Below are 16872 nucleotides of genomic sequence, written 5' to 3' on the forward strand. Positions count from 1 at the left end.
CCTGAAACTGGTATAAATGGGGCTTTGCTTTTTTAAGTAATTGCCATTTATAACGACAACGATAGACAAATTATGCTGAAACTTGACCAACATCCATCCGGTAGACATTTTTTACATATTCCAGGACCCAGTCCAGTCCCATCCAGAATCTTGCGTGCAATTAGCTATCAAACCATTGATCATCGCGGCCCCGAGTTCGGTGAGTTAGGTCTTCAATTACTGGCTGGTATGCAAACCATCTTCAAGACCAAGCATCCAGTGATCATTTATCCAAGTTCAGGAACTGGTGCATGGGAAGGTGCCCTGGTAAATACTCTTTCACCTGGTGATCTCGTCCTGATGTACGAAACTGGTCATTTTGCAACCCTTTGGAATAAGTTGGCCCAACGTTTAGGTATTAAAACGGAGTTCATTGGCTTGCCTGGTGCCGAAGGTTGGCGTCACGGGGTTGATGCGGCCAAAATTGAAGAGCGTCTTAAGGCAGATACTGGTCATCAAATTAAGGCAGTCTGTGTGGTTCATAACGAGACCTCAACGGGCGTTACTTCCAATATCGCCGCGGTGCGCAAAGCCATTGATGCGGCAAAGCATCCTGCGCTTTTAATGGTCGATACGATCTCAGGCCTAGCCTCAGCTGATTTTCGTCATGACGAGTGGGGTGTTGATGTAACCGTAAGCGGTTCGCAAAAGGGCTTGATGCTCCCACCGGGTATCGGATTTAATGCGATTTCACCGAAAGCGTTAGAAGCCAGTAAGCGTGCCACCCTTCCCAAAGCCTATTGGGCTTGGGATGAAATTCTGGAGTCCAATAAGACGGGTTATTGGCCATCAACCCCTGCAACCAATTTGCTCTATGGCTTGCACGAGGCGATTGAGATGATTTTGAATGAAGGTATGGACAATGTATTTGCTCGCCATCAGCGCCTTGCCAAGGCTTGCCGTGCGGCAGTTGAGGCCTGGGGATTGGAAGTTCAGTGCAAAGATCCTGCGGTTTACTCGCCAGTATTGACCGGCGTGCGTACCCCAGAGGGTGTGGATGCCGATGCCTTGCGTAAATTAATCTTTGAACGCTATAACTTGTCCCTTGGTACTGGCTTGGGTAAGGTAAAAGGTCAATTGTTCCGTATTGGACATTTGGGCGACTGCAACGAGTTGTCCTTGCTTGCCGCCATCAGCGGATGCGAAATGGGTATGAACCGTTTTGGCATCAAACTCAAAGGCAGCGGTATTCTTGCGGCTCAAGAGGCTCTTCAGTAACTACGATTGATTGAGTTGTTTGCGTAGCGCTTCGATCTCTTCTAGAAGGTCAAGCGCTAAAGCAACCCCTGGAGTATTTACCTCCAGGTCTCGGACTAGACGGCTAGCGATCTTGGCACGGCGCAAAGAGTGGCCCGTAAAACGCCATTCACTCTGGCTTGAGCCTTGCGGTTGAAGAACTCCCTCGGCGACCCATTCTTCAATATGCGTATGACTGATCGAGCAAGCTTGGCAGATTTCAGTCACAGTCAAATGCAGCTGCTCTTCAACCACCACACCCTCTAGTAATACTGAACGATTTGTACTCATATCGATTACTCCTAACCGTTTGCACGTGGATTAAATGCAGCAAATGACTTTGCCATTGCTTGGTAAGCTTCTTTATCTGAATCAGTGCTCGCTGGTGGGGTAACCAGTCGAACACTTGCATAAAGATCGCCTGGCTCTTGACTCGGAATGCCCTTGCCTTTGAGGCGGAGTTTCTTGCCTGCCATAGTATTAGCCGGGATGTTCAATTCAACTTTGCCAGTGGGAGTGGGGAGGTCTACGGTTGCTCCTAATGCCGCCTCCCAAGGGGCAAGGTTTAACTCAACCGTTACATCTTTACCATCGACCTTAAAGAGGGCATTTGGCTTAATCACAATCTCTAAATAGAGGTCGCCCGCTTTGCCATTTCCAAAGCCTGGGCTTCCCTGACCAGCGAGGCGTAAATGTTGACCGCTTCGAATACCCTTGGGTATTTTGACCTCTAAGGTGCGCTCTTGCATGCGCAGATGGCCTTGATCATCCAGTGCGGGCATTTTGAGTCCGATGCTTCGTTGTGCACCTAGATACGAATCAACTAAATCAATCTCGATCTTAGCGTGGTGATCTTCACCCGGAATATTGAACTGTGCACTTTGCTGATTGGCCTGTTGAGCACGACGCCCAAAAATGGATTCGAAGAACTCGCTGTGGTCAGGATTAGCACTATCGCCCCAACCATTGCCCCGAAACTCGTAACCAGAGTCCCAATTGGGTGGGGGATTAAACCCTTGACCACCCGACCAGTTGCTGCCCATCTGATCATAAGCTGCTTTTTTCTCAGGGTCCTTTAAGACGGCATAAGCCTCACCAATTTCCTTAAAGCGCTTTTCAGCATCGGGCTCTTTGCTGACGTCGGGATGGTATTTGCGAGCTAGCTTACGATAGGCCTGTTTAATTTGATCAGGCGTTGCATCCCGCTCAAGGCCGAGTATTTTGTAATAGTCTTGGTATTCCATGAATGCACAAGGGAGGTCAATCAATAATCCTTGATTTTAATCGGATTAAACCATTCAGTAGAATGGATATATGCCCGAATTGATCTTTTAAGCGCCGACGATGATTTGCCCCCGAGTAAATCAGAGCTCAAACGCCAAATGGCCGATCGCCAAAAATTGGCTGAGGCTTTAAGCGCACTTCCAAGTGATGCCTTAAAGTCGATTCCGATTGATGAAGATTTGCGCGATGCAATTGCAAAGACGTCCCGCATTCGATCTTTTGAAGGAATCCGGCGCCATAAGCAATACCTTGGTAAGCGGATGCGGGCCTTATCGGATGAGGATATTGCAGCCATCAAGAAGCAGCTTGAGGTGATTGAGGGACCTGGTCGAGTCGAAACTGCAAAGTTGCATCGCTTAGAGCGACTGCGTGAGCGCCTATTGCAAAATGATGAGGCGCTACAAGAGCTCATTGCTCAGTATCCGACTTTGGATATTCAGAATATTCGTACTCTAATCCGAAATGCGAAGAAGGAGCGGGAGGCCAATAAGCCCCCAAAGGCCTATCGCGAGATTTTTCAATACCTAAGAGAGCTTGAGGCCTAAATGAGTAAAACCAAACAAGATCGTGGCGAAATCTACGTATTCATTCAAGCAATTTTATTGATTGCCTTATTCTTTGGTCCCGCTGATCTCTTCGGTAAGCCAGAAACTATTTATTACCCCTATGGCTGGCTGGAAGAGCTCTTTTTTATTTGGGCTTAGGTATTGCGCTTTGGGCCGCGATTGCCTTGGGGCCCAATCTCACCCCAATGCCTAAACCGAAGCGCAATGGCGAGCTGATCCAGACAGGGATTTATAAGCTGGTTCGCCATCCGATCTATTTTGGGGTCATTATCTTAGGCTTTGGTTGGGCAGCGACCTTGCAAAGTTGGTATACCTTGCCGTTGCAGTTGCGCTACTCATCTTTTTTGATCTGAAGTCCCGCAAAGAAGAGGAGTGGCTACTAGAAAAGTTTCCGAACTATCAAGACTATCGGCAGCGCACTAAAAAACTAATTCCGCTGATTTATTAAATCAACCCAATTTATTTAACCGCTTTATACCCCGGCGTTTTATTGGAGCGATTCTGGACAGCCTTAACAAAGGCGATTAAGGTCTTATTCCGCCTGAACTCCGGTTTTATGGCTAGATAAAACGTTTCAGTCTCTAGAGGAATAAAGTGCAACTTATATTCTTTGGCGATGTACTGCAGGCCAATGCCGACATCGGCTTGTTCTGCCAGAATACTGGTCGCAACGGCGCTATGGGTAAACTCTTCGTGTCCATAACCTTTGATTTGCTTTGTTTTAAGGCCTTCGCGCTCCAAAAGCCGATCCAGAAGAAGGCGTGTACCCGCACCTTTCTGTCGGTTAATCATTCGCACCTCGGGTCGAGCAAGATCTCGAATCGAATGAATCTTGAGGGGGTTGCCTTTTGCCAATAAAAGTCCTTGGACGCGCTGCATTAAGGGAATGGTGATAAGACCGGCGCGTCGCAGGTGATCCTCGATGGCTTTGAACTCTCTTGCATCGGATACATGAAAACCGGCAATCGTCGCTTTATTCTCCATGAGGCGATCCAATGCATGTCCGGATCCCATGGTCTTATATTCAATCTCATCAAATTTTGAATGAATCTGCTCAATTAGAGGATCGTTGCTGCTGCAAAAGATATATCGATCAAATGTCTTATTGAGATGATTGGAGAGTTTTTCACTAATGTCGCTTGCTAAACGTTGAGCCTCGCTAGATAGCTGCAAATCTAAGCGCTCTAGAGAGTGAATCAGCAATTGCCCGGCAGGAGTAATTTTGGAGCCATGTCCCTTAATTCGCTCTAAGAGCTGGCAACCTAATTCCCGCTCAGCCTCTTGCAACTCATTCCAGACCGTGCGATAGGACACATTCAGATCCTTAGCTGCCGCAGCTAGAGTGCGCCCCTGATCTACGCTGCGTAATAAATTACCAATATGCGTTAGATCGAGGGTGTGCTGATGGTAGTTTGGGGTTTTCAGTAGCAGGGTGGGTTGGATTACAAGCTTCATATGAATATTTTTGCATATTGATTATTTAAACTGATCTCTTGATGATAAAACGTTTTCAACCAACAATTCATCATCATGAAAAATCTACGTTCCATCATTTCAATACTGACCCTCTCTTTCTTGTTGTCCACCGCTGCGTATGCACAAAAGAGCATCGTACTTTCATCGACGACCTCGACCGAACAATCGGGTTTATTTGGCCACATCCTGCCACCTTTTGAGAAGAAAACAGGGATTCAGGTGAAAGTAGTTGCGGTGGGAACTGGACAAGCTCTTGACATTGGCCGTCGCGGTGACGCTGATGTGGTGATGGTTCACGACAAGGTTGCTGAAGAGAAATTCGTTGCCGAGGGATTTGCCGACAAACGCATTGAAGTAATGTATAACGACTTTATTCTCATTGGCCCCAGGGCTGATCCAGCGAAAGTCGCTGGTGGTAATGATATTCAAGCAGCACTTAAGAAAATTGCTGACAGTAAGTCGACTTTTGTATCGCGTGGCGATAAAAGTGGCACTCATGCAGCGGAGCTACGTTATTGGAAGGGTGCAGATATTACAGTTTCTCCCAATCTGCCTTGGTATAAAGAAACTGGCTCGGGGATGGGCCCTGCATTAAATACCGCATCCGGTATGAATGCTTATATTTTATCGGACCGCGCAACTTGGCTCAGCTTTAGGAACCGTGGCGATCTAACGATTTTGGTGCAAGGCGATCCCAAGCTCTTTAATCAGTATGGTGTGATGCTGGTGAGCTCGGCTAAACATCCCAAAGTGAAGAAAGCCGAAGGCCAAGCATTTATCGATTGGATTACCTCAAAAGAGGGACAAGATATGATTGCCAGCTACAAGGTGGGCGGCGAGCAGTTATTTTTCCCAAACGCCAAGAATTAAGCTAGTAAGTACCTGGCACCAAAATATCGTTGGTGACATTATGGAGATCACGGTGGCCAGTAAACGCCATCGTGAGATCCAGCTCCTTATGAATAATCTCTAAACATTTGGTTACACCCGGGCCGCCCATGGCGCCAAGACCATAGAGGAATGAGCGGCCAATCATCGTACCGCGTGCACCCAAAGCCCACGCTTTAAGAACATCCTGGCCGGAACGAATTCCGCCGTCCATCCAGACCTCGATGTCCTTGCCAACCGCATCCACAATTGGAGGAAGCGCCTGGATACTCGACATCGCTCCATCGAGCTGTCGACCGCCATGATTTGATACCACGATGGCATCGGCACCTGATCCGACGGCAGCACGGGCGTCCTCGGGATCCAAGATACCTTTAATAATCAGTTTGCCGTCCCAGTGTTTCTTAATCCACTCGACGTCTCCCCAATTAAGGCCGGGATCAAATTGTTCCGCAGTCCATGATGACAGGGAAGACATATTCCCAACGCCCGTGGCATGACCAACAATGTTTCGAAAGGTGCGACGCGGTGTTTGTAGCATGCCCATACACCAACGTGGTTTGGTCATCATATTGATGATGTTAGGAATGGTAAGTTTGGGCGGGGCGCTTAAGCCATTTTTAATATCTTTATGACGCTGTCCTAAGATTTGTAGGTCCAGGGTGAGCACGAGGGCTGAACATTTTGCCGCCTTGGCCCGCTCAATCAGACGTTCAATAAAACCGCGATCTTTCATGACGTAGAGCTGGAACCAAAATGGTTTAGTGGTTCGCTCAGCCACATCTTCAATGGAGCAAATACTCATGGTCGATAAGCAGAAGGGGACGCCAAATTTCTCAGCAGCCTGCGCAGCTAAAATTTCACCGTCGGGGTACTGCATTCCAGTTAATCCGGTGGGTGCCAGCGCGACCGGCATTGCAACCTCTTGGCCGACCATAGTTGTCTTGGTGGTGCGATTTTGCATATTGACAGCCACCCGTTGGCGTAACTTAATCTTCTGAAAATCCGATTCGTTGGCTCGGTAAGTAGATTCGGTCCAGGACCCGGAATCTGCATAGTCATAGAACATCTTGGGGGTGCGCTTTTGATGGAGAACGCGCAAATCTTCAATATTGGTAATAATTGGCATGATGAGTTTTACAAGGTAAATACAACTAAATGTATCGGACAGACATATGATTTGTCTATTATGAATGATCCTAACTAAACCCAAACTCTGAGATGAAACCAACCATATTAGCCTTTGATGTATTTGGAACCGTGGTCGATTGGCATGGCTCGATTGCGGCTGAGGTTGCCCAACTGATTCCCGAGGCGGACCCCATCGCGTTTGCAAGCGCCTGGCGATCGGGATACAAGCCCGCTATGGCTAGAGTGCGTAGTGGAGAGCTCGGCTGGACTCGGATTGATGATCTGCACCGGATGATCTTGGATCAAGTCCTTGCGGATCAGAAAATCGATCATTTGACCGAAGCGCAAAAGAAACATCTCAATCTCGCATGGCACCGGTTAAAACCTTGGCCAGATACAGTGCGAGGCTTAACACTTTTAAAACAAGACTTTACGATCGTTACCCTGTCAAACGGTAATTTAGGTTTGCTTGCCAATATGGCAAAAAACGGCGGTTTACCCTGGGATCTGATTCTCTCCGCCGAGGTATTTCGGCACTACAAGCCCGATCCGGAGACCTATCTGGGCGTTTGTCAAACCTTTGATCTAGAACCTCAGGACGTGATGCTAGTTGCTGCCCATAAAGACGATTTGGAGGCAGCACATGCTTGTGGCTTGCAAACGGCCTTCATTGAGCGGCCTGCTGAATTTGGACCGAGGGTGATACGGACGGATCTTGGGCGTGAGTCCTGGACTACCTACCATGCTAAAGACTTTATTGACTTGTCAACCCAACTAAAAGCCGCCTCGTAAAATAATGATCTAGATCAAACGTAAACCTAAAGAAAAGATCATACTTAGAAGACTAAAGGGAGGATCCTATGGCAAATCTAACGATTGAAATTGAGAACCTAAAATGCGGTGGCTGTGAGAACACCATTGTTAAGGGTTTAAGAGCAATATCTGGGGTTCAAGCGGTCACAGTCGATCATGCAAATAGAGCAGTTGTTCTGGATGCCGACTTAAGTTTGCGCCAGCAAATTGTCGATAAGTTACTTAGTATGGGCTACCCAGAAAAGGGCTCTGTCGCGGGTCTTGATAAAGGAATTGCGACTGCTAAGTCATTTGTGAGTTGCGCGATCGGCCGCATCGGCTAAGTGATCAATCAATCGGCTAAGATGCCAGGATGTTTCATATTGACATCATTGGTTATTTAGCCGCTTTACTGACCACTTTCTCTTTTCTGGTTCAGGCCATTCAATCGTGGCGAACTAGAGACCTCTCGGGCATCTCTCTAGGCATGTACAGCATGTTTACCCTGGGAGTGGCATTATGGTTAATTTACGGGATTGTGATTGAAAGTTGGCCCCTAATTGTGACCAATGCCTTAACCTTTATATTTGCTCTGAGTATCTTACTCATGAAACTAAAACAAATGTCAAAATAACTCGGCACACACAGTATTCTGACTAAATTCTGATAATGAAAATCCTGAAGATGCTTGCACTCTTGATCGTATTGGCGATAGCGATTGCAATTGGCGTTGCTTACTACACCGCAACTAAATTAGATGGGTATGTGAAGCGCTCGATTGAGAACTATGCGACGCAATCTCTGGGCACCAAGGTAACGGTAGGCGAGGTTAATCTTAGTTTGCGTCAAACTCAGGCGACGATTCGTAATCTTGAGGTTGCCAACCCTCCTGGTTTTGAGGGGGCTCATGCTTTTAAAGCGGGAACCATTGAGATTGTGCTCAATCCCAAGGAATCTAAATTGGATTTTGTAGTGATTGACCGTGTACTCTTAAACCAGCCGAGTGTGCGCTATGTCAAAACGAAAGATTCTGACAATCTGTCGGTTCTACAAAATAATGCCAAGCAATATAGCGCAGCCAACCAAAAGGAAGATGCTCAAAACAAAGCAGATAAAGCCCCAAGCGATTCTAAGCAGCCACGCATTCTCATCAAGCAATTTGATATTCAAGGGGCAGATCTGGTGTATCAGGATATGAGAATCCTAGGCACAAGCGTTAACCTCAAATTAGATGATATTCAAATCACAAATATCGATACCGGTAAAGATGGCGCAGGAACTAAAGAAGCCGTCGGTAAAATCATCGACGCCATTATTCCGGTGATCAAGAGCGCAGCCCTTAAAAGCGTCAATACCTATTTAAACATCGCTACCGATACTTTGCGCGATGTTACCGGTAGTGCTCAGCAACTTGGCAAAGATGCCGTCACTACCATTAAGAAGCTTTTTCAAAAATAGCCAAGATAAACCTATGACTCTTAATGCATACAACGGACGCCTGACCTCACTTTCGCACGGAGGAGGATGCGGCTGCAAAATTGCACCGGGGGTCTTAAGCGATATCTTGCGAGCCTCACCACTCAAAATGATTCCATCCGCTTTGTTAGCTGGCTCAGAAAATAATGAGGATGCAGCGGTTTATCAAATCAATGATCACCAGGCAATTGTTGCTACGACGGATTTCTTTATGCCGATCGTCGATGATCCCTATGACTTTGGTCGAATAGCTGCCACTAATGCGATTTCAGATATTTATGCGATGGGTGCTCAACCCTTATTTGCATTGGCTTTACTCGGTATGCCAATTAATGTATTACCGCTGGAGGTCATTCAGAAGATTATTGCGGGTGGAGAGTCGGTATGTCACGCAGCGGGGATTCCGATTGCTGGCGGCCATTCGATTGATACGGTTGAGCCTATCTACGGCTTGGTCGCGATTGGCATTGTTGATCCGGCCAACTTGAAGCGCAACAGCGGCGCAGAAGAGGGCGATACGATTATTTTGAGTAAACCTTTGGGGGTTGGCATTTTGAGTGCCGCCCTAAAGAAGGAGCGGTTATCCGCCAAGGGATATGAGTCAATGATTGCCTTCACCACCCAGTTAAATCAGCCTGGCATTGCCCTTTCGAAGATGCCAGAAGTTCATGCCCTGACGGATGTCACCGGCTTTGGTTTGGCAGGACATCTTTTGGAGATGAGTCGCGGGGCAAATCTAAGAGCCCATTTGAACTGGCGTGATATTCCAGTCATTGCCGAGGCAGTGGAGTTTGTTAAAGATGATATCTATACCGGCGCCTCAGCCCGAAATTGGCAAGCTTATGGCGGGGAGGTTTCGTTTAGTTCAGATGTTCAACCTTGGCAACAGCATTTATTGACCGATCCGCAAACCAGTGGTGGGTTACTGATTGCTTGTGCACCGGAGGCTAAAGACCAGGTTCTGGATTTGCTCCATCGCTCGAGGTTTCATGAGGCGAGAGCAATTGGCCATTTTGGAAGCGGGCAAGGCCTCGCGATGACCTAGGAAGCTGGCTGGGTCTTGCTTTCACCCATTGTCCTAAAACTAGCTACAATGAGTTGACTAACTATTAAGAGTAAAGGCCTCACCATGAAAAACCAAAGTTTTGCGGCATGTTTTCAGTCCTTCATGCAAAGCATGATGGGTTCCCCGATGAAGCGGGGCGAGTGGTTTTTACAGTTGATGATTGATAAGCGTGATGAGCGCTTGCGTAAAAAGATCTATTAATTGTGGTTTGATCGAATGCGATCAATCGTGACTCGATGGGGCACACACTTAGCGGTGTGCCTTTTTGTTTTCCCCATCAGCGTATCGGCAGCTGGTCTTGCGGATGTGGTTGGTGAAGGGCAGATTCGGTTTCTCAAAACCAAGCCCGATCCGAATTCATACACTTATGAATCGAAGGTAACCATCTTAGAAACCAGTCTTGACTCTGGCTTAGTACAAATCCAGACTTGCCATAAAAAATTGGATCCGATTCGCAAAGTAGTCATTTTGTTTAACAAAGATCGAATCCGGGATATTCAAGTTCGTACCATGGACGGTATTGCGATGGCTGAGGTCAAAGACAATCGCGTAACTCTTAGTGAAGTACAAAAAGGCGGATCAATTTGTATTGATTTGCAGTCCAAGGCTCTGGACTCTCTGGGTAACGGCCTTTATCAACTCAATGCTGGCCCTTTGATGCGACGACTTTTTGATGGCTATTTACCCATGACCGCAAACATGAAGTTCTCATGGCCAGACAAGCTACTCGCCGTTCAAGAGACTAAACCGGCCATTCAAGATGGTGTTGATATCAAGTCGGCCAACGATGGTCTGGAGATGGACTTGGTGTTTGCTGGAAAAATGACTGCGCAGATTCTGCTAAAGCGCTCCGATTAAAGTCTAGAGCTTTTCACAGCGGTACTCGTCCTTGCCAATGGCTAGGCGTGATTCGCTCTGAATCAATTGCGCGATCGATGCCTTGACGTCGCCGACCTTGCAGCTCTCATCAAAGTAGCTAATTAGCCCAAGACTGCCACAAAAGCGTAACTGTTGATCGCCAAATTTCATGGTCGATTGCTGCAAGACCATGACCACCTTTTTGCTTGCGTCATTCTCAGGAATGCAGTTCCAGGTGGTGTAGTTGGCTTGGCCGCATGCTGAAAGTAGAAGAACTAGGGGGAGAAAGTAAAAAATGCGCATTTACAGGACAATTGATAATTACATTAGTCTATTGTATGAGCCAAGTCCTATTACCGCTGACCCTCTTCTATGATGGTGCTTGTCCACTGTGTCAGGCAGAGATTCTTTATTTGCAGACCCGCAATCATCAGCAATTACTTCAATTTGTCGACGTCAACAGCAGCGCATTCGACCCAGACCGTGTCGGTGTTTCGTGCCAGGCTGCACTTGATCAGATGGTTGGGCAAATTGAGGGGCAGGCCCCGATTCGTGGAGTCCCTGTCTTTGCAGAGGCTTATCGGCGCGCTAATTTACCCATCTTGGCTTGGTTATTTTCAAGAAAAACTCTAAGACCCATCTTGAACCTAGCGTATCGGATCTTTGCTAAGAATCGACATGCGATATCAGGTGCCATCGGACCCTTCGCATTAAAACTGGTTAAACGAATTACTCAATCACCTCGCTGAAGCAGTGCATGGTTTTGTTGAGCGATTGAACATTCGCGGGGTCCGGGGATGATCGTGATGGCATCGCCCGCTTGAATGATTCCTCCCTGCAGAACACGCAGGTACCAGCCGCTACGAGCGCCCTGAATCATTGCCTTAGCCGCAGTTGCAACCCCTGTCTTTGCTGTGAACTTATAGCAGGGCTCCCGTAATTTTGTAACTGCGCATTCAATGGCTCCAATCCGGAGGCGGTCACCAACGTAGACGTCGTGTTCATTGAGCCCACTAATGGTTAAGTTTTCACCTAGGTAGCCATGCTCCAAATGGATCGATTGGCCTTTGGCTTCAGAAAGCAGCGAGGACCAAAAGGGGTAATGCTCCTGTGGATACATGTAGAGAGCTTTTTCAGTCCCGCCATGCACTTGAGGATCGGCTTGCTCATCACTAACGATGCCGGTTGCTTTGACTTCAACCGCCTCGGGTTGAATAATGGTGCTCACGGGAGTTTTGTTGATGGCCGATATAACGGTACGGAGGTCTTCTCCGTCACGAACCCACAAGGGTTTTGCCAGCCCAGCGCTAATGGTTTCTAGACGAATTGCCATAGCCTATTATGCCGAAGAAAGCCCCAAGCTTAAACTTGGGGCTCTTGGGATTGATTTATTTCTTCTCAGCGCGAATCGATTGATCGCACTCGCGAATACTGTGGTTATAGCGCTTATGGTGATTATTTTTATCCAGCGATGCTTTGCAATCGGCGATGGAGTAGCGTACGTTCGCTTGACTGTAATTTGACATATAGACTCCTTATTGATTTATTAAAAAAGGTCAGGAAAAGTCCTGCGAAAGAAATATAGGGCTCAGTCCAAGAAAATTCAAGGGCGATCGATTAAGATGAAACGATGAACTGGTTAAAGAGGCTTCCCTCAACGCGTCGAGAGCCCCCTGGCTTTGAGTGGGTCATCTTGCGCCATACGCCGAAGCTAATGTTCTATGGCACCAGCATATTTGTTGTACCGCTTGCCATTTTGCAATACGGAATAGAGCCCAGTGGATCATCCAGACTTTGGGAGCTCTATTTAATAGCCGGACTTATTTTCTTCTGGACGATGCTTTTCACTGCCGCTTTATGTGCTTTCATTGTGTATTTAATGAAAGGTCCGGCATTTGTTGCTGATGCGTACTACTTAGAGGATTCGGATTTACCAAAATGAAGAGTAGCGCAAGGGTCGGGGCGCTCGATGCCGGGGGTAATCCAAACAAAATCATAGAGTTTGGCTAGCTCCGCCAGTGCTTTAGGGTTACGCCGATCCTCTTCAACAAAACCAACACTCATGCGTTTCTTAGAGGGATCAAGGGATCTTAAAGCTTGAGGAACTCCATAATCATTGCGAACATGGCCATTGCCGGCAAACAGAATCGCAGGAGAATGGCGCATCATGGTCTGCGCCATTGAAATATCGGTTAGGCGTTGCACCCGAAACATGGGTTCTAAATACTGGGCGGGAAGCTTGCCGCAATGTCCGTCGATCAAATCCTTCTCAAGGCTGCGTTTTGCTTCAATTGATAGAACACTTTTTTGGTAATCCGATTCCATCACAGCCGGGATGGGCCCGCCTGAGAAGATGGTTTTTGAGATAGAGCGATCGAGATTGGAGCCATAGAGCGGGAATCCAGATACCCGAATGGCTTCAAATAGAGGTTGATAGAGCTTCCAAGGCCACGCTTTAGCAGAGAATCCTGCTTGCTCAAGGGATTGGAGGGTCGATCCAGACCAGGGGACTAATGGACCAGAGGGAAGATATTCAACAACCGCTGCATATTTTTTGTTAGCCATTGCAGTAATTAATCGACTGCGTGCCTCATGGTGATAGGGGTTATCGTGGAGCTCGCCGAGCAAAATATAGTCGGCGCTGATTAGCTCCGCAATCAACTGCTCTTGATTAACGGTGGCCTGACTACGAAGATCAATGATTGGACTTGCCGTCGCAGTAATGCTCGCCAATAGAAGGCAATAGCCCAGATAAATATTTTTAATAGCATTCATTAAGAATCGTTCTTGAGGGCAGCAAAAAAACGTTGACCCATCGGTGAAACCGGTTCTTGCGGGACGCCGATCTTACCTGTAATGCGTTGGGCCTCTTGGATTAGCTTGCGACCAAACCCCATCAGCCGATACATGGGTTGGACATAGATGTACTCAATATCACCGTTATCGGAGTATCGGCAGTATGCGATCGTGGTATTTTGGTTCTTAATCCAGATTGTTTGCTGCTCGATTTCGATTGTGTAATCCATGGGATTGACTAATTGCATTATTTCCTAAATCGCCTGTAGAATGAATCTAGATATTTTATGTTTAGTTTTGAATTCTAGTATTGCAAGTTTTTTGTATGACCTAGCATTTATGTACCGAATAATAAAAATCGATCCTGTCAAAGAATTGGTCTACGTTGCAGACGAACCAAAAGGGAAGTCTTTTGAGTTTTACTTTCCAAAACTAAGTGATGCGGTTTTCATTGAGGAATACACTTTAAAAGTGATGAGTAGTGACGGCCGCTACAAAATTATTTCACTGCTTGGTCGATAGCGACCGGCATGCTGTTCTCACGCATTGAACCAGATCCGGATAATCAATTTTTGCCCATCGAGGCTCGGTTGATATTGGATAGCTATCAGCATTTTCTAGGTAAGCCTTGTTTTGAATCTGTCAGCTTAATAAACACGGCACAAATGCTCTATGAAGCTCCTTTTGCAGTGGTAGCACACGATACGCAGGCTGATCCAATCTTTGGTTACGCTAATCGCATGGCCCAGAATGCATTTGAAATGAATTGGGCTGAAATCACCTCAATTCCATCGCGACAATCAGCAGAACCTGTTTTGCAAGATGAGCGCCAAGCCTTGCTGCAGCGCGTGCAACAGTTTGGCTTTATCGATGATTATTCCGGAATTCGGATATCCAAAACTGGCAAACGGTTTTGGATTCGTAATGCCACTGTCTGGAACTTAATCAATCCAAATGGAGTAAGGGTGGGTCAAGCTGCCCGATTTGATTGCTGGGATTATTTACCAGCCTGAGGATCGCGAAGTTCTGCGGCTTTATCTTGAATTGCCTGCTTGGCTTGATCACTCATGCGCCCAAGATTGCGCACCTGCATCAGCATGCGTGGATTCTTGCTCATGGCGCTCTCGTGGCGAATCAGAAAATCCCAATACAGCGTGGTAAATGGACAGGCATCAGGACCAGTGGATTGATCAGGCTTAAAGACGCAGTGCTTGCAATAGTTGCTCATGCGATCAATGTATTTGCCGGTTGCGATATAGGGCTTACTTGCCATTAACCCTCCATCCGCAAATTGGCTCATACCAATTACATTGGGGAGTTCGACCCACTCAACGGCATCCACATACATACTCAAATACCACGCATGAATCTCCTTTGGCTTGACTCCAAGAAGTAGGGCGTAGAGACCGGTGACCATTAAGCGTTGAATATGGTGCGCATAGCCGGTGCGTAAACTCTGAGTAATGGTTTGCGATAAACACTGCATTGGGGTGTTACCGTCCCAGAAGAATGCTGGTAGGGCTTGATTCGCTTTCAATGCATTGAGTTCAAGATACTTTGGCATATTCATCCAATAGATGCCGCGAACATATTCGCGCCAGCCTAAGATTTGACGAATAAAGCCCTCCACTGCTGCAATCGGTGCACGACCCTGAAGATAGGCTTTCTCTGCGGCCATCACTACCTCTTGAGCCGATAGCAACTTAAGATTCAGAGCGCTTGCAATATGTGAATGGAATAACCATGGCTCATCGGTCCACATCGCATCTTGATACACACCAAATTGGGGAAGGCGATTAAGAATAAAGTCATTTAGCGCCTGGAGGGCTTCTTGCCGATCGATTGGCCAGCCAAAGCCGGAGGTACTTGCCGCAACCGAACCCGGATGAGATGTAAAGCGACTCTCGACCAGTTGGATAACCTCTTGGGTAATGCTATCGGGCTTCAAGCGTAATGGCGGTGGGGTGGGTGGGGGGCCATCCTTGCCAAAGGAGGAGCGATTCTCGGAATCAAAGTTCCACTCCCCCCCAACAGGCGCATCGCCATTCATCAGCACGCTATGCTTTTTGCGAAGCTCGCGATACCAATACTCCAACCGTAGTTGCTTGCGCCCTTTGGCATGTTCAAAAAACTCCTTTACGGTTGCGAAAAAATACCGATCCTCACGGATTTCTAGTTCAATACTAGTTTGTAATGACAGCTGTTTGATTTTCTCGAGAACACGCCAATCCCCCGGGTCAGTCATAATGAGTCTGCTTGGATTGCACAAAGAAATGGTTCTTGCAAGCTCACCCTCAAGTGTTTGGGTATTACTAGGATCATCGAGTTTGCTGTAATGCAGGCTAATCTTTGCCTTGCGCAGTGAATGCGCAAAATGTCGCATCGCACTAATAAACAAAGCAATCCGCTGCTTTGAGGACCAAATGTGGGTGGATTCTTCATCCACTTCTGCCATCCAGACTGCATCTTGCTTAGGATCAAATCCATCAAACGCGCTCGAATCCCGATTGAGCTGGTCGCCGAGAACGAGGATTAGGTTACGCATGGACTGTAAACCACAGATATTGGGACGCGATTGATCATGAGATCAATTATCCTTGAAAGATTGATAATTTATTGTTAATGCGATGACAAGTATTGATTTCAGTAAAGATGCAGCCCAATTCTGGGATAAACGTTTTTCAGAGGCGGAGTATGTCTTTGGTAAAGAGCCAAATGCCTATTTAAAGAATCAAGTAGCAAAGTATATGAGGCCCGGCGCCAACGCCCTCTGTGTCGCTGACGGTGAGGGGCGCAATAGTGTGTGGCTAGCAAAGCAGGGGATGGCTGTCGAGGCCTTTGATATATCGCCAGTAGCCGTAGAAAAGGCAAAGCAGTTAGCAAAAGAAGAGCAGGTATCGGTTACCTTCAGTGTTGCCAGTACCCATTCTTGGGTTTGGAAACCCAATCACTACGATCTGATCGCAGCCATTTTTATTCAGTTTGCAACCCCCAATATGCGCATTGATCTATTTGCCCAAATACGCGATTCCTTAAAACCCGGCGGATATTTAATCCTCCAGGGCTATACGCCGAAGCAATTGGATTACAAGACCGGTGGCCCACCAAGCATCGATCATCTCTACACCACTGAATTAATTCAGGACCTCTTAAGAGGAATGGAAATCTGCGATTGGCAAGAATATGAAGCAGAAATCCATGAGGGTGATGGGCATCATGGAATGTCTGCTCTCATGGGTGTGGTTGCTCGCAAACTCTAAGGTC

At 47.1% G+C, this 16872-nt stretch carries 26 protein-coding genes; 16 read left to right on the top strand and 10 right to left on the bottom strand.

What is annotated here, in order from left to right; translation table 11 throughout:
- Positions 1-72 precede the first annotated feature (72 nt).
- A complete protein-coding gene (locus QUE62_RS03485; RefSeq protein WP_286224443.1) occupies positions 73-1257 on the top strand; it encodes a pyridoxal-phosphate-dependent aminotransferase family protein in 1185 nt (394 codons plus the stop codon).
- On the opposite strand, the gene QUE62_RS03490 is transcribed toward QUE62_RS03485, so the two are convergent.
- Both QUE62_RS03490 and QUE62_RS03495 read right to left on the bottom strand, forming a co-directional pair.
- Positions 1258-1566 carry a chaperone modulator CbpM gene (locus QUE62_RS03490; RefSeq protein WP_286262286.1) on the bottom strand — a complete coding sequence of 103 codons (309 nt, stop codon included), beginning with the start codon at positions 1564-1566 and terminating at the stop codon, positions 1258-1260.
- Positions 1567-1577: 11 nt separating this feature from the next.
- Positions 1578-2519 carry a DnaJ C-terminal domain-containing protein gene (locus tag QUE62_RS03495; protein WP_286224720.1) on the bottom strand — a complete coding sequence of 314 codons (942 nt, stop codon included), beginning with the start codon at positions 2517-2519 and terminating at the stop codon, positions 1578-1580.
- A 30-nt stretch (positions 2520-2549) separates the two neighbouring features.
- On the opposite strand from QUE62_RS03495, the gene yjgA reads away from it, so the two are divergent.
- From yjgA to QUE62_RS03510, 3 genes are read left to right on the top strand one after another with little or no spacing between them, the layout of a single operon-like run.
- Positions 2550-3104, top strand: a complete 555-nt coding sequence (yjgA, locus tag QUE62_RS03500; protein WP_286262287.1) for a ribosome biogenesis factor YjgA — start codon at positions 2550-2552, stop codon at positions 3102-3104.
- On the top strand, positions 3105-3263 hold the full coding sequence (locus QUE62_RS03505; RefSeq protein WP_286262289.1) for a hypothetical protein: 159 nt from the start codon (positions 3105-3107) through the stop codon (positions 3261-3263). It abuts the gene before it with no gap.
- Positions 3254-3478, top strand: coding sequence for a methyltransferase family protein (locus QUE62_RS03510; protein WP_286262290.1), 225 nt, complete (start codon positions 3254-3256; stop codon positions 3476-3478). Before QUE62_RS03505 ends, QUE62_RS03510 begins: the two co-directional genes overlap by 10 nt.
- Before the next feature lie 106 nt (positions 3479-3584).
- Here QUE62_RS03510 and QUE62_RS03515 read toward each other — a convergent pair whose 3' ends face one another.
- Positions 3585-4580 carry a substrate-binding domain-containing protein gene (locus QUE62_RS03515; protein WP_286262292.1) on the bottom strand — a complete coding sequence of 332 codons (996 nt, stop codon included), beginning with the start codon at positions 4578-4580 and terminating at the stop codon, positions 3585-3587.
- 75 nt (positions 4581-4655) lie between these two features.
- On the opposite strand from QUE62_RS03515, the gene QUE62_RS03520 reads away from it, so the two are divergent.
- Complete coding sequence (locus tag QUE62_RS03520) at positions 4656-5471, top strand: ABC transporter substrate-binding protein (protein ID WP_286262294.1); 816 nt, start codon at positions 4656-4658, stop codon at positions 5469-5471.
- Between the two features lies 1 nt (position 5472).
- Here the strand turns inward: QUE62_RS03520 and QUE62_RS03525 are convergent, their stop codons facing one another.
- Positions 5473-6618, bottom strand: a complete 1146-nt coding sequence (locus QUE62_RS03525) for an alpha-hydroxy acid oxidase (protein WP_286224449.1) — start codon at positions 6616-6618, stop codon at positions 5473-5475.
- A 92-nt stretch (positions 6619-6710) separates the two neighbouring features.
- Between QUE62_RS03525 and QUE62_RS03530 the strand changes: the two genes are divergently transcribed.
- The 7 genes from QUE62_RS03530 (at position 6711) to QUE62_RS03560 (ending at position 10812) form a co-directional block, all read left to right on the top strand.
- Complete coding sequence (locus QUE62_RS03530; protein WP_286262296.1) at positions 6711-7412, top strand: haloacid dehalogenase type II; 702 nt, start codon at positions 6711-6713, stop codon at positions 7410-7412.
- A gap of 68 nt (positions 7413-7480) precedes the next feature.
- Complete coding sequence (locus tag QUE62_RS03535) at positions 7481-7756, top strand: heavy-metal-associated domain-containing protein (RefSeq protein ID WP_286224451.1); 276 nt, start codon at positions 7481-7483, stop codon at positions 7754-7756.
- Positions 7757-7785: 29 nt separating this feature from the next.
- Complete coding sequence (locus QUE62_RS03540) at positions 7786-8046, top strand: SemiSWEET transporter (protein WP_286224452.1); 261 nt, start codon at positions 7786-7788, stop codon at positions 8044-8046.
- Between the two features lie 35 nt (positions 8047-8081).
- A complete protein-coding gene (locus QUE62_RS03545) occupies positions 8082-8870 on the top strand; it encodes a DUF748 domain-containing protein (protein ID WP_286262298.1) in 789 nt (262 codons plus the stop codon).
- Positions 8871-8883: 13 nt separating this feature from the next.
- A complete protein-coding gene (gene selD, locus QUE62_RS03550; protein ID WP_286262300.1) occupies positions 8884-9933 on the top strand; it encodes a selenide, water dikinase SelD in 1050 nt (349 codons plus the stop codon).
- Positions 9934-10017: 84 nt separating this feature from the next.
- Positions 10018-10155: a hypothetical protein gene (locus tag QUE62_RS03555; RefSeq protein WP_286224455.1), complete on the top strand. Its 138-nt coding sequence runs from the start codon at positions 10018-10020 to the stop codon at positions 10153-10155.
- A 15-nt stretch (positions 10156-10170) separates the two neighbouring features.
- On the top strand, positions 10171-10812 hold the full coding sequence (locus QUE62_RS03560; protein WP_286262302.1) for a hypothetical protein: 642 nt from the start codon (positions 10171-10173) through the stop codon (positions 10810-10812).
- Between the two features lie 3 nt (positions 10813-10815).
- Here QUE62_RS03560 and QUE62_RS03565 read toward each other — a convergent pair whose 3' ends face one another.
- On the bottom strand, positions 10816-11115 hold the full coding sequence (locus QUE62_RS03565) for a hypothetical protein (protein ID WP_286262304.1): 300 nt from the start codon (positions 11113-11115) through the stop codon (positions 10816-10818).
- Positions 11116-11150: 35 nt separating this feature from the next.
- On the opposite strand from QUE62_RS03565, the gene QUE62_RS03570 reads away from it, so the two are divergent.
- Positions 11151-11561, top strand: a complete 411-nt coding sequence (locus QUE62_RS03570; RefSeq protein ID WP_286262306.1) for a thiol-disulfide oxidoreductase DCC family protein — start codon at positions 11151-11153, stop codon at positions 11559-11561.
- Here QUE62_RS03570 and QUE62_RS03575 read toward each other — a convergent pair.
- Complete coding sequence (locus QUE62_RS03575; RefSeq protein WP_286262308.1) at positions 11546-12145, bottom strand: MOSC domain-containing protein; 600 nt, start codon at positions 12143-12145, stop codon at positions 11546-11548. The genes QUE62_RS03570 and QUE62_RS03575 overlap by 16 nt on opposite strands.
- Positions 12146-12200: 55 nt before the next feature.
- The gene (locus tag QUE62_RS03580; protein ID WP_286224460.1) at positions 12201-12338 is read right to left on the bottom strand and encodes a hypothetical protein; all 138 of its coding nucleotides are present in this window, start codon (positions 12336-12338) and stop codon (positions 12201-12203) included.
- Positions 12339-12442: 104 nt separating this feature from the next.
- Here QUE62_RS03580 and QUE62_RS03585 point away from each other — a divergent pair, with 104 nt between their 5' ends.
- On the top strand, positions 12443-12754 hold the full coding sequence (locus QUE62_RS03585; protein WP_286225954.1) for a hypothetical protein: 312 nt from the start codon (positions 12443-12445) through the stop codon (positions 12752-12754).
- Here QUE62_RS03585 and QUE62_RS03590 read toward each other — a convergent pair.
- Together QUE62_RS03590 and QUE62_RS03595 are read right to left on the bottom strand one after the other, a co-directional pair.
- A complete protein-coding gene (locus tag QUE62_RS03590) occupies positions 12724-13587 on the bottom strand; it encodes a ChaN family lipoprotein (protein ID WP_286262310.1) in 864 nt (287 codons plus the stop codon). The genes QUE62_RS03585 and QUE62_RS03590 overlap by 31 nt on opposite strands.
- Positions 13587-13856, bottom strand: a complete 270-nt coding sequence (locus QUE62_RS03595) for a GNAT family N-acetyltransferase (RefSeq protein ID WP_286262312.1) — start codon at positions 13854-13856, stop codon at positions 13587-13589. The genes QUE62_RS03590 and QUE62_RS03595 overlap by 1 nt, the downstream gene beginning before the upstream one ends.
- Before the next feature lie 282 nt (positions 13857-14138).
- Here QUE62_RS03595 and QUE62_RS03600 point away from each other — a divergent pair, with 282 nt between their 5' ends.
- On the top strand, positions 14139-14621 hold the full coding sequence (locus QUE62_RS03600; RefSeq protein ID WP_286225957.1) for an MEKHLA domain-containing protein: 483 nt from the start codon (positions 14139-14141) through the stop codon (positions 14619-14621).
- On the opposite strand, the gene QUE62_RS03605 is transcribed toward QUE62_RS03600, so the two are convergent.
- Complete coding sequence (locus tag QUE62_RS03605) at positions 14606-16153, bottom strand: cryptochrome/photolyase family protein (protein WP_286262314.1); 1548 nt, start codon at positions 16151-16153, stop codon at positions 14606-14608. The genes QUE62_RS03600 and QUE62_RS03605 overlap by 16 nt on opposite strands.
- Before the next feature lie 82 nt (positions 16154-16235).
- Between QUE62_RS03605 and QUE62_RS03610 the strand changes: the two genes are divergently transcribed.
- Positions 16236-16868 carry a class I SAM-dependent methyltransferase gene (locus QUE62_RS03610; protein ID WP_286262316.1) on the top strand — a complete coding sequence of 211 codons (633 nt, stop codon included), beginning with the start codon at positions 16236-16238 and terminating at the stop codon, positions 16866-16868.
- Positions 16869-16872 lie beyond the last annotated feature (4 nt).

The sequence above is a fragment of the Polynucleobacter sp. HIN9 genome (assembly GCF_030297635.1).
GTDB lineage: Bacteria > Pseudomonadota > Gammaproteobacteria > Burkholderiales > Burkholderiaceae > Polynucleobacter.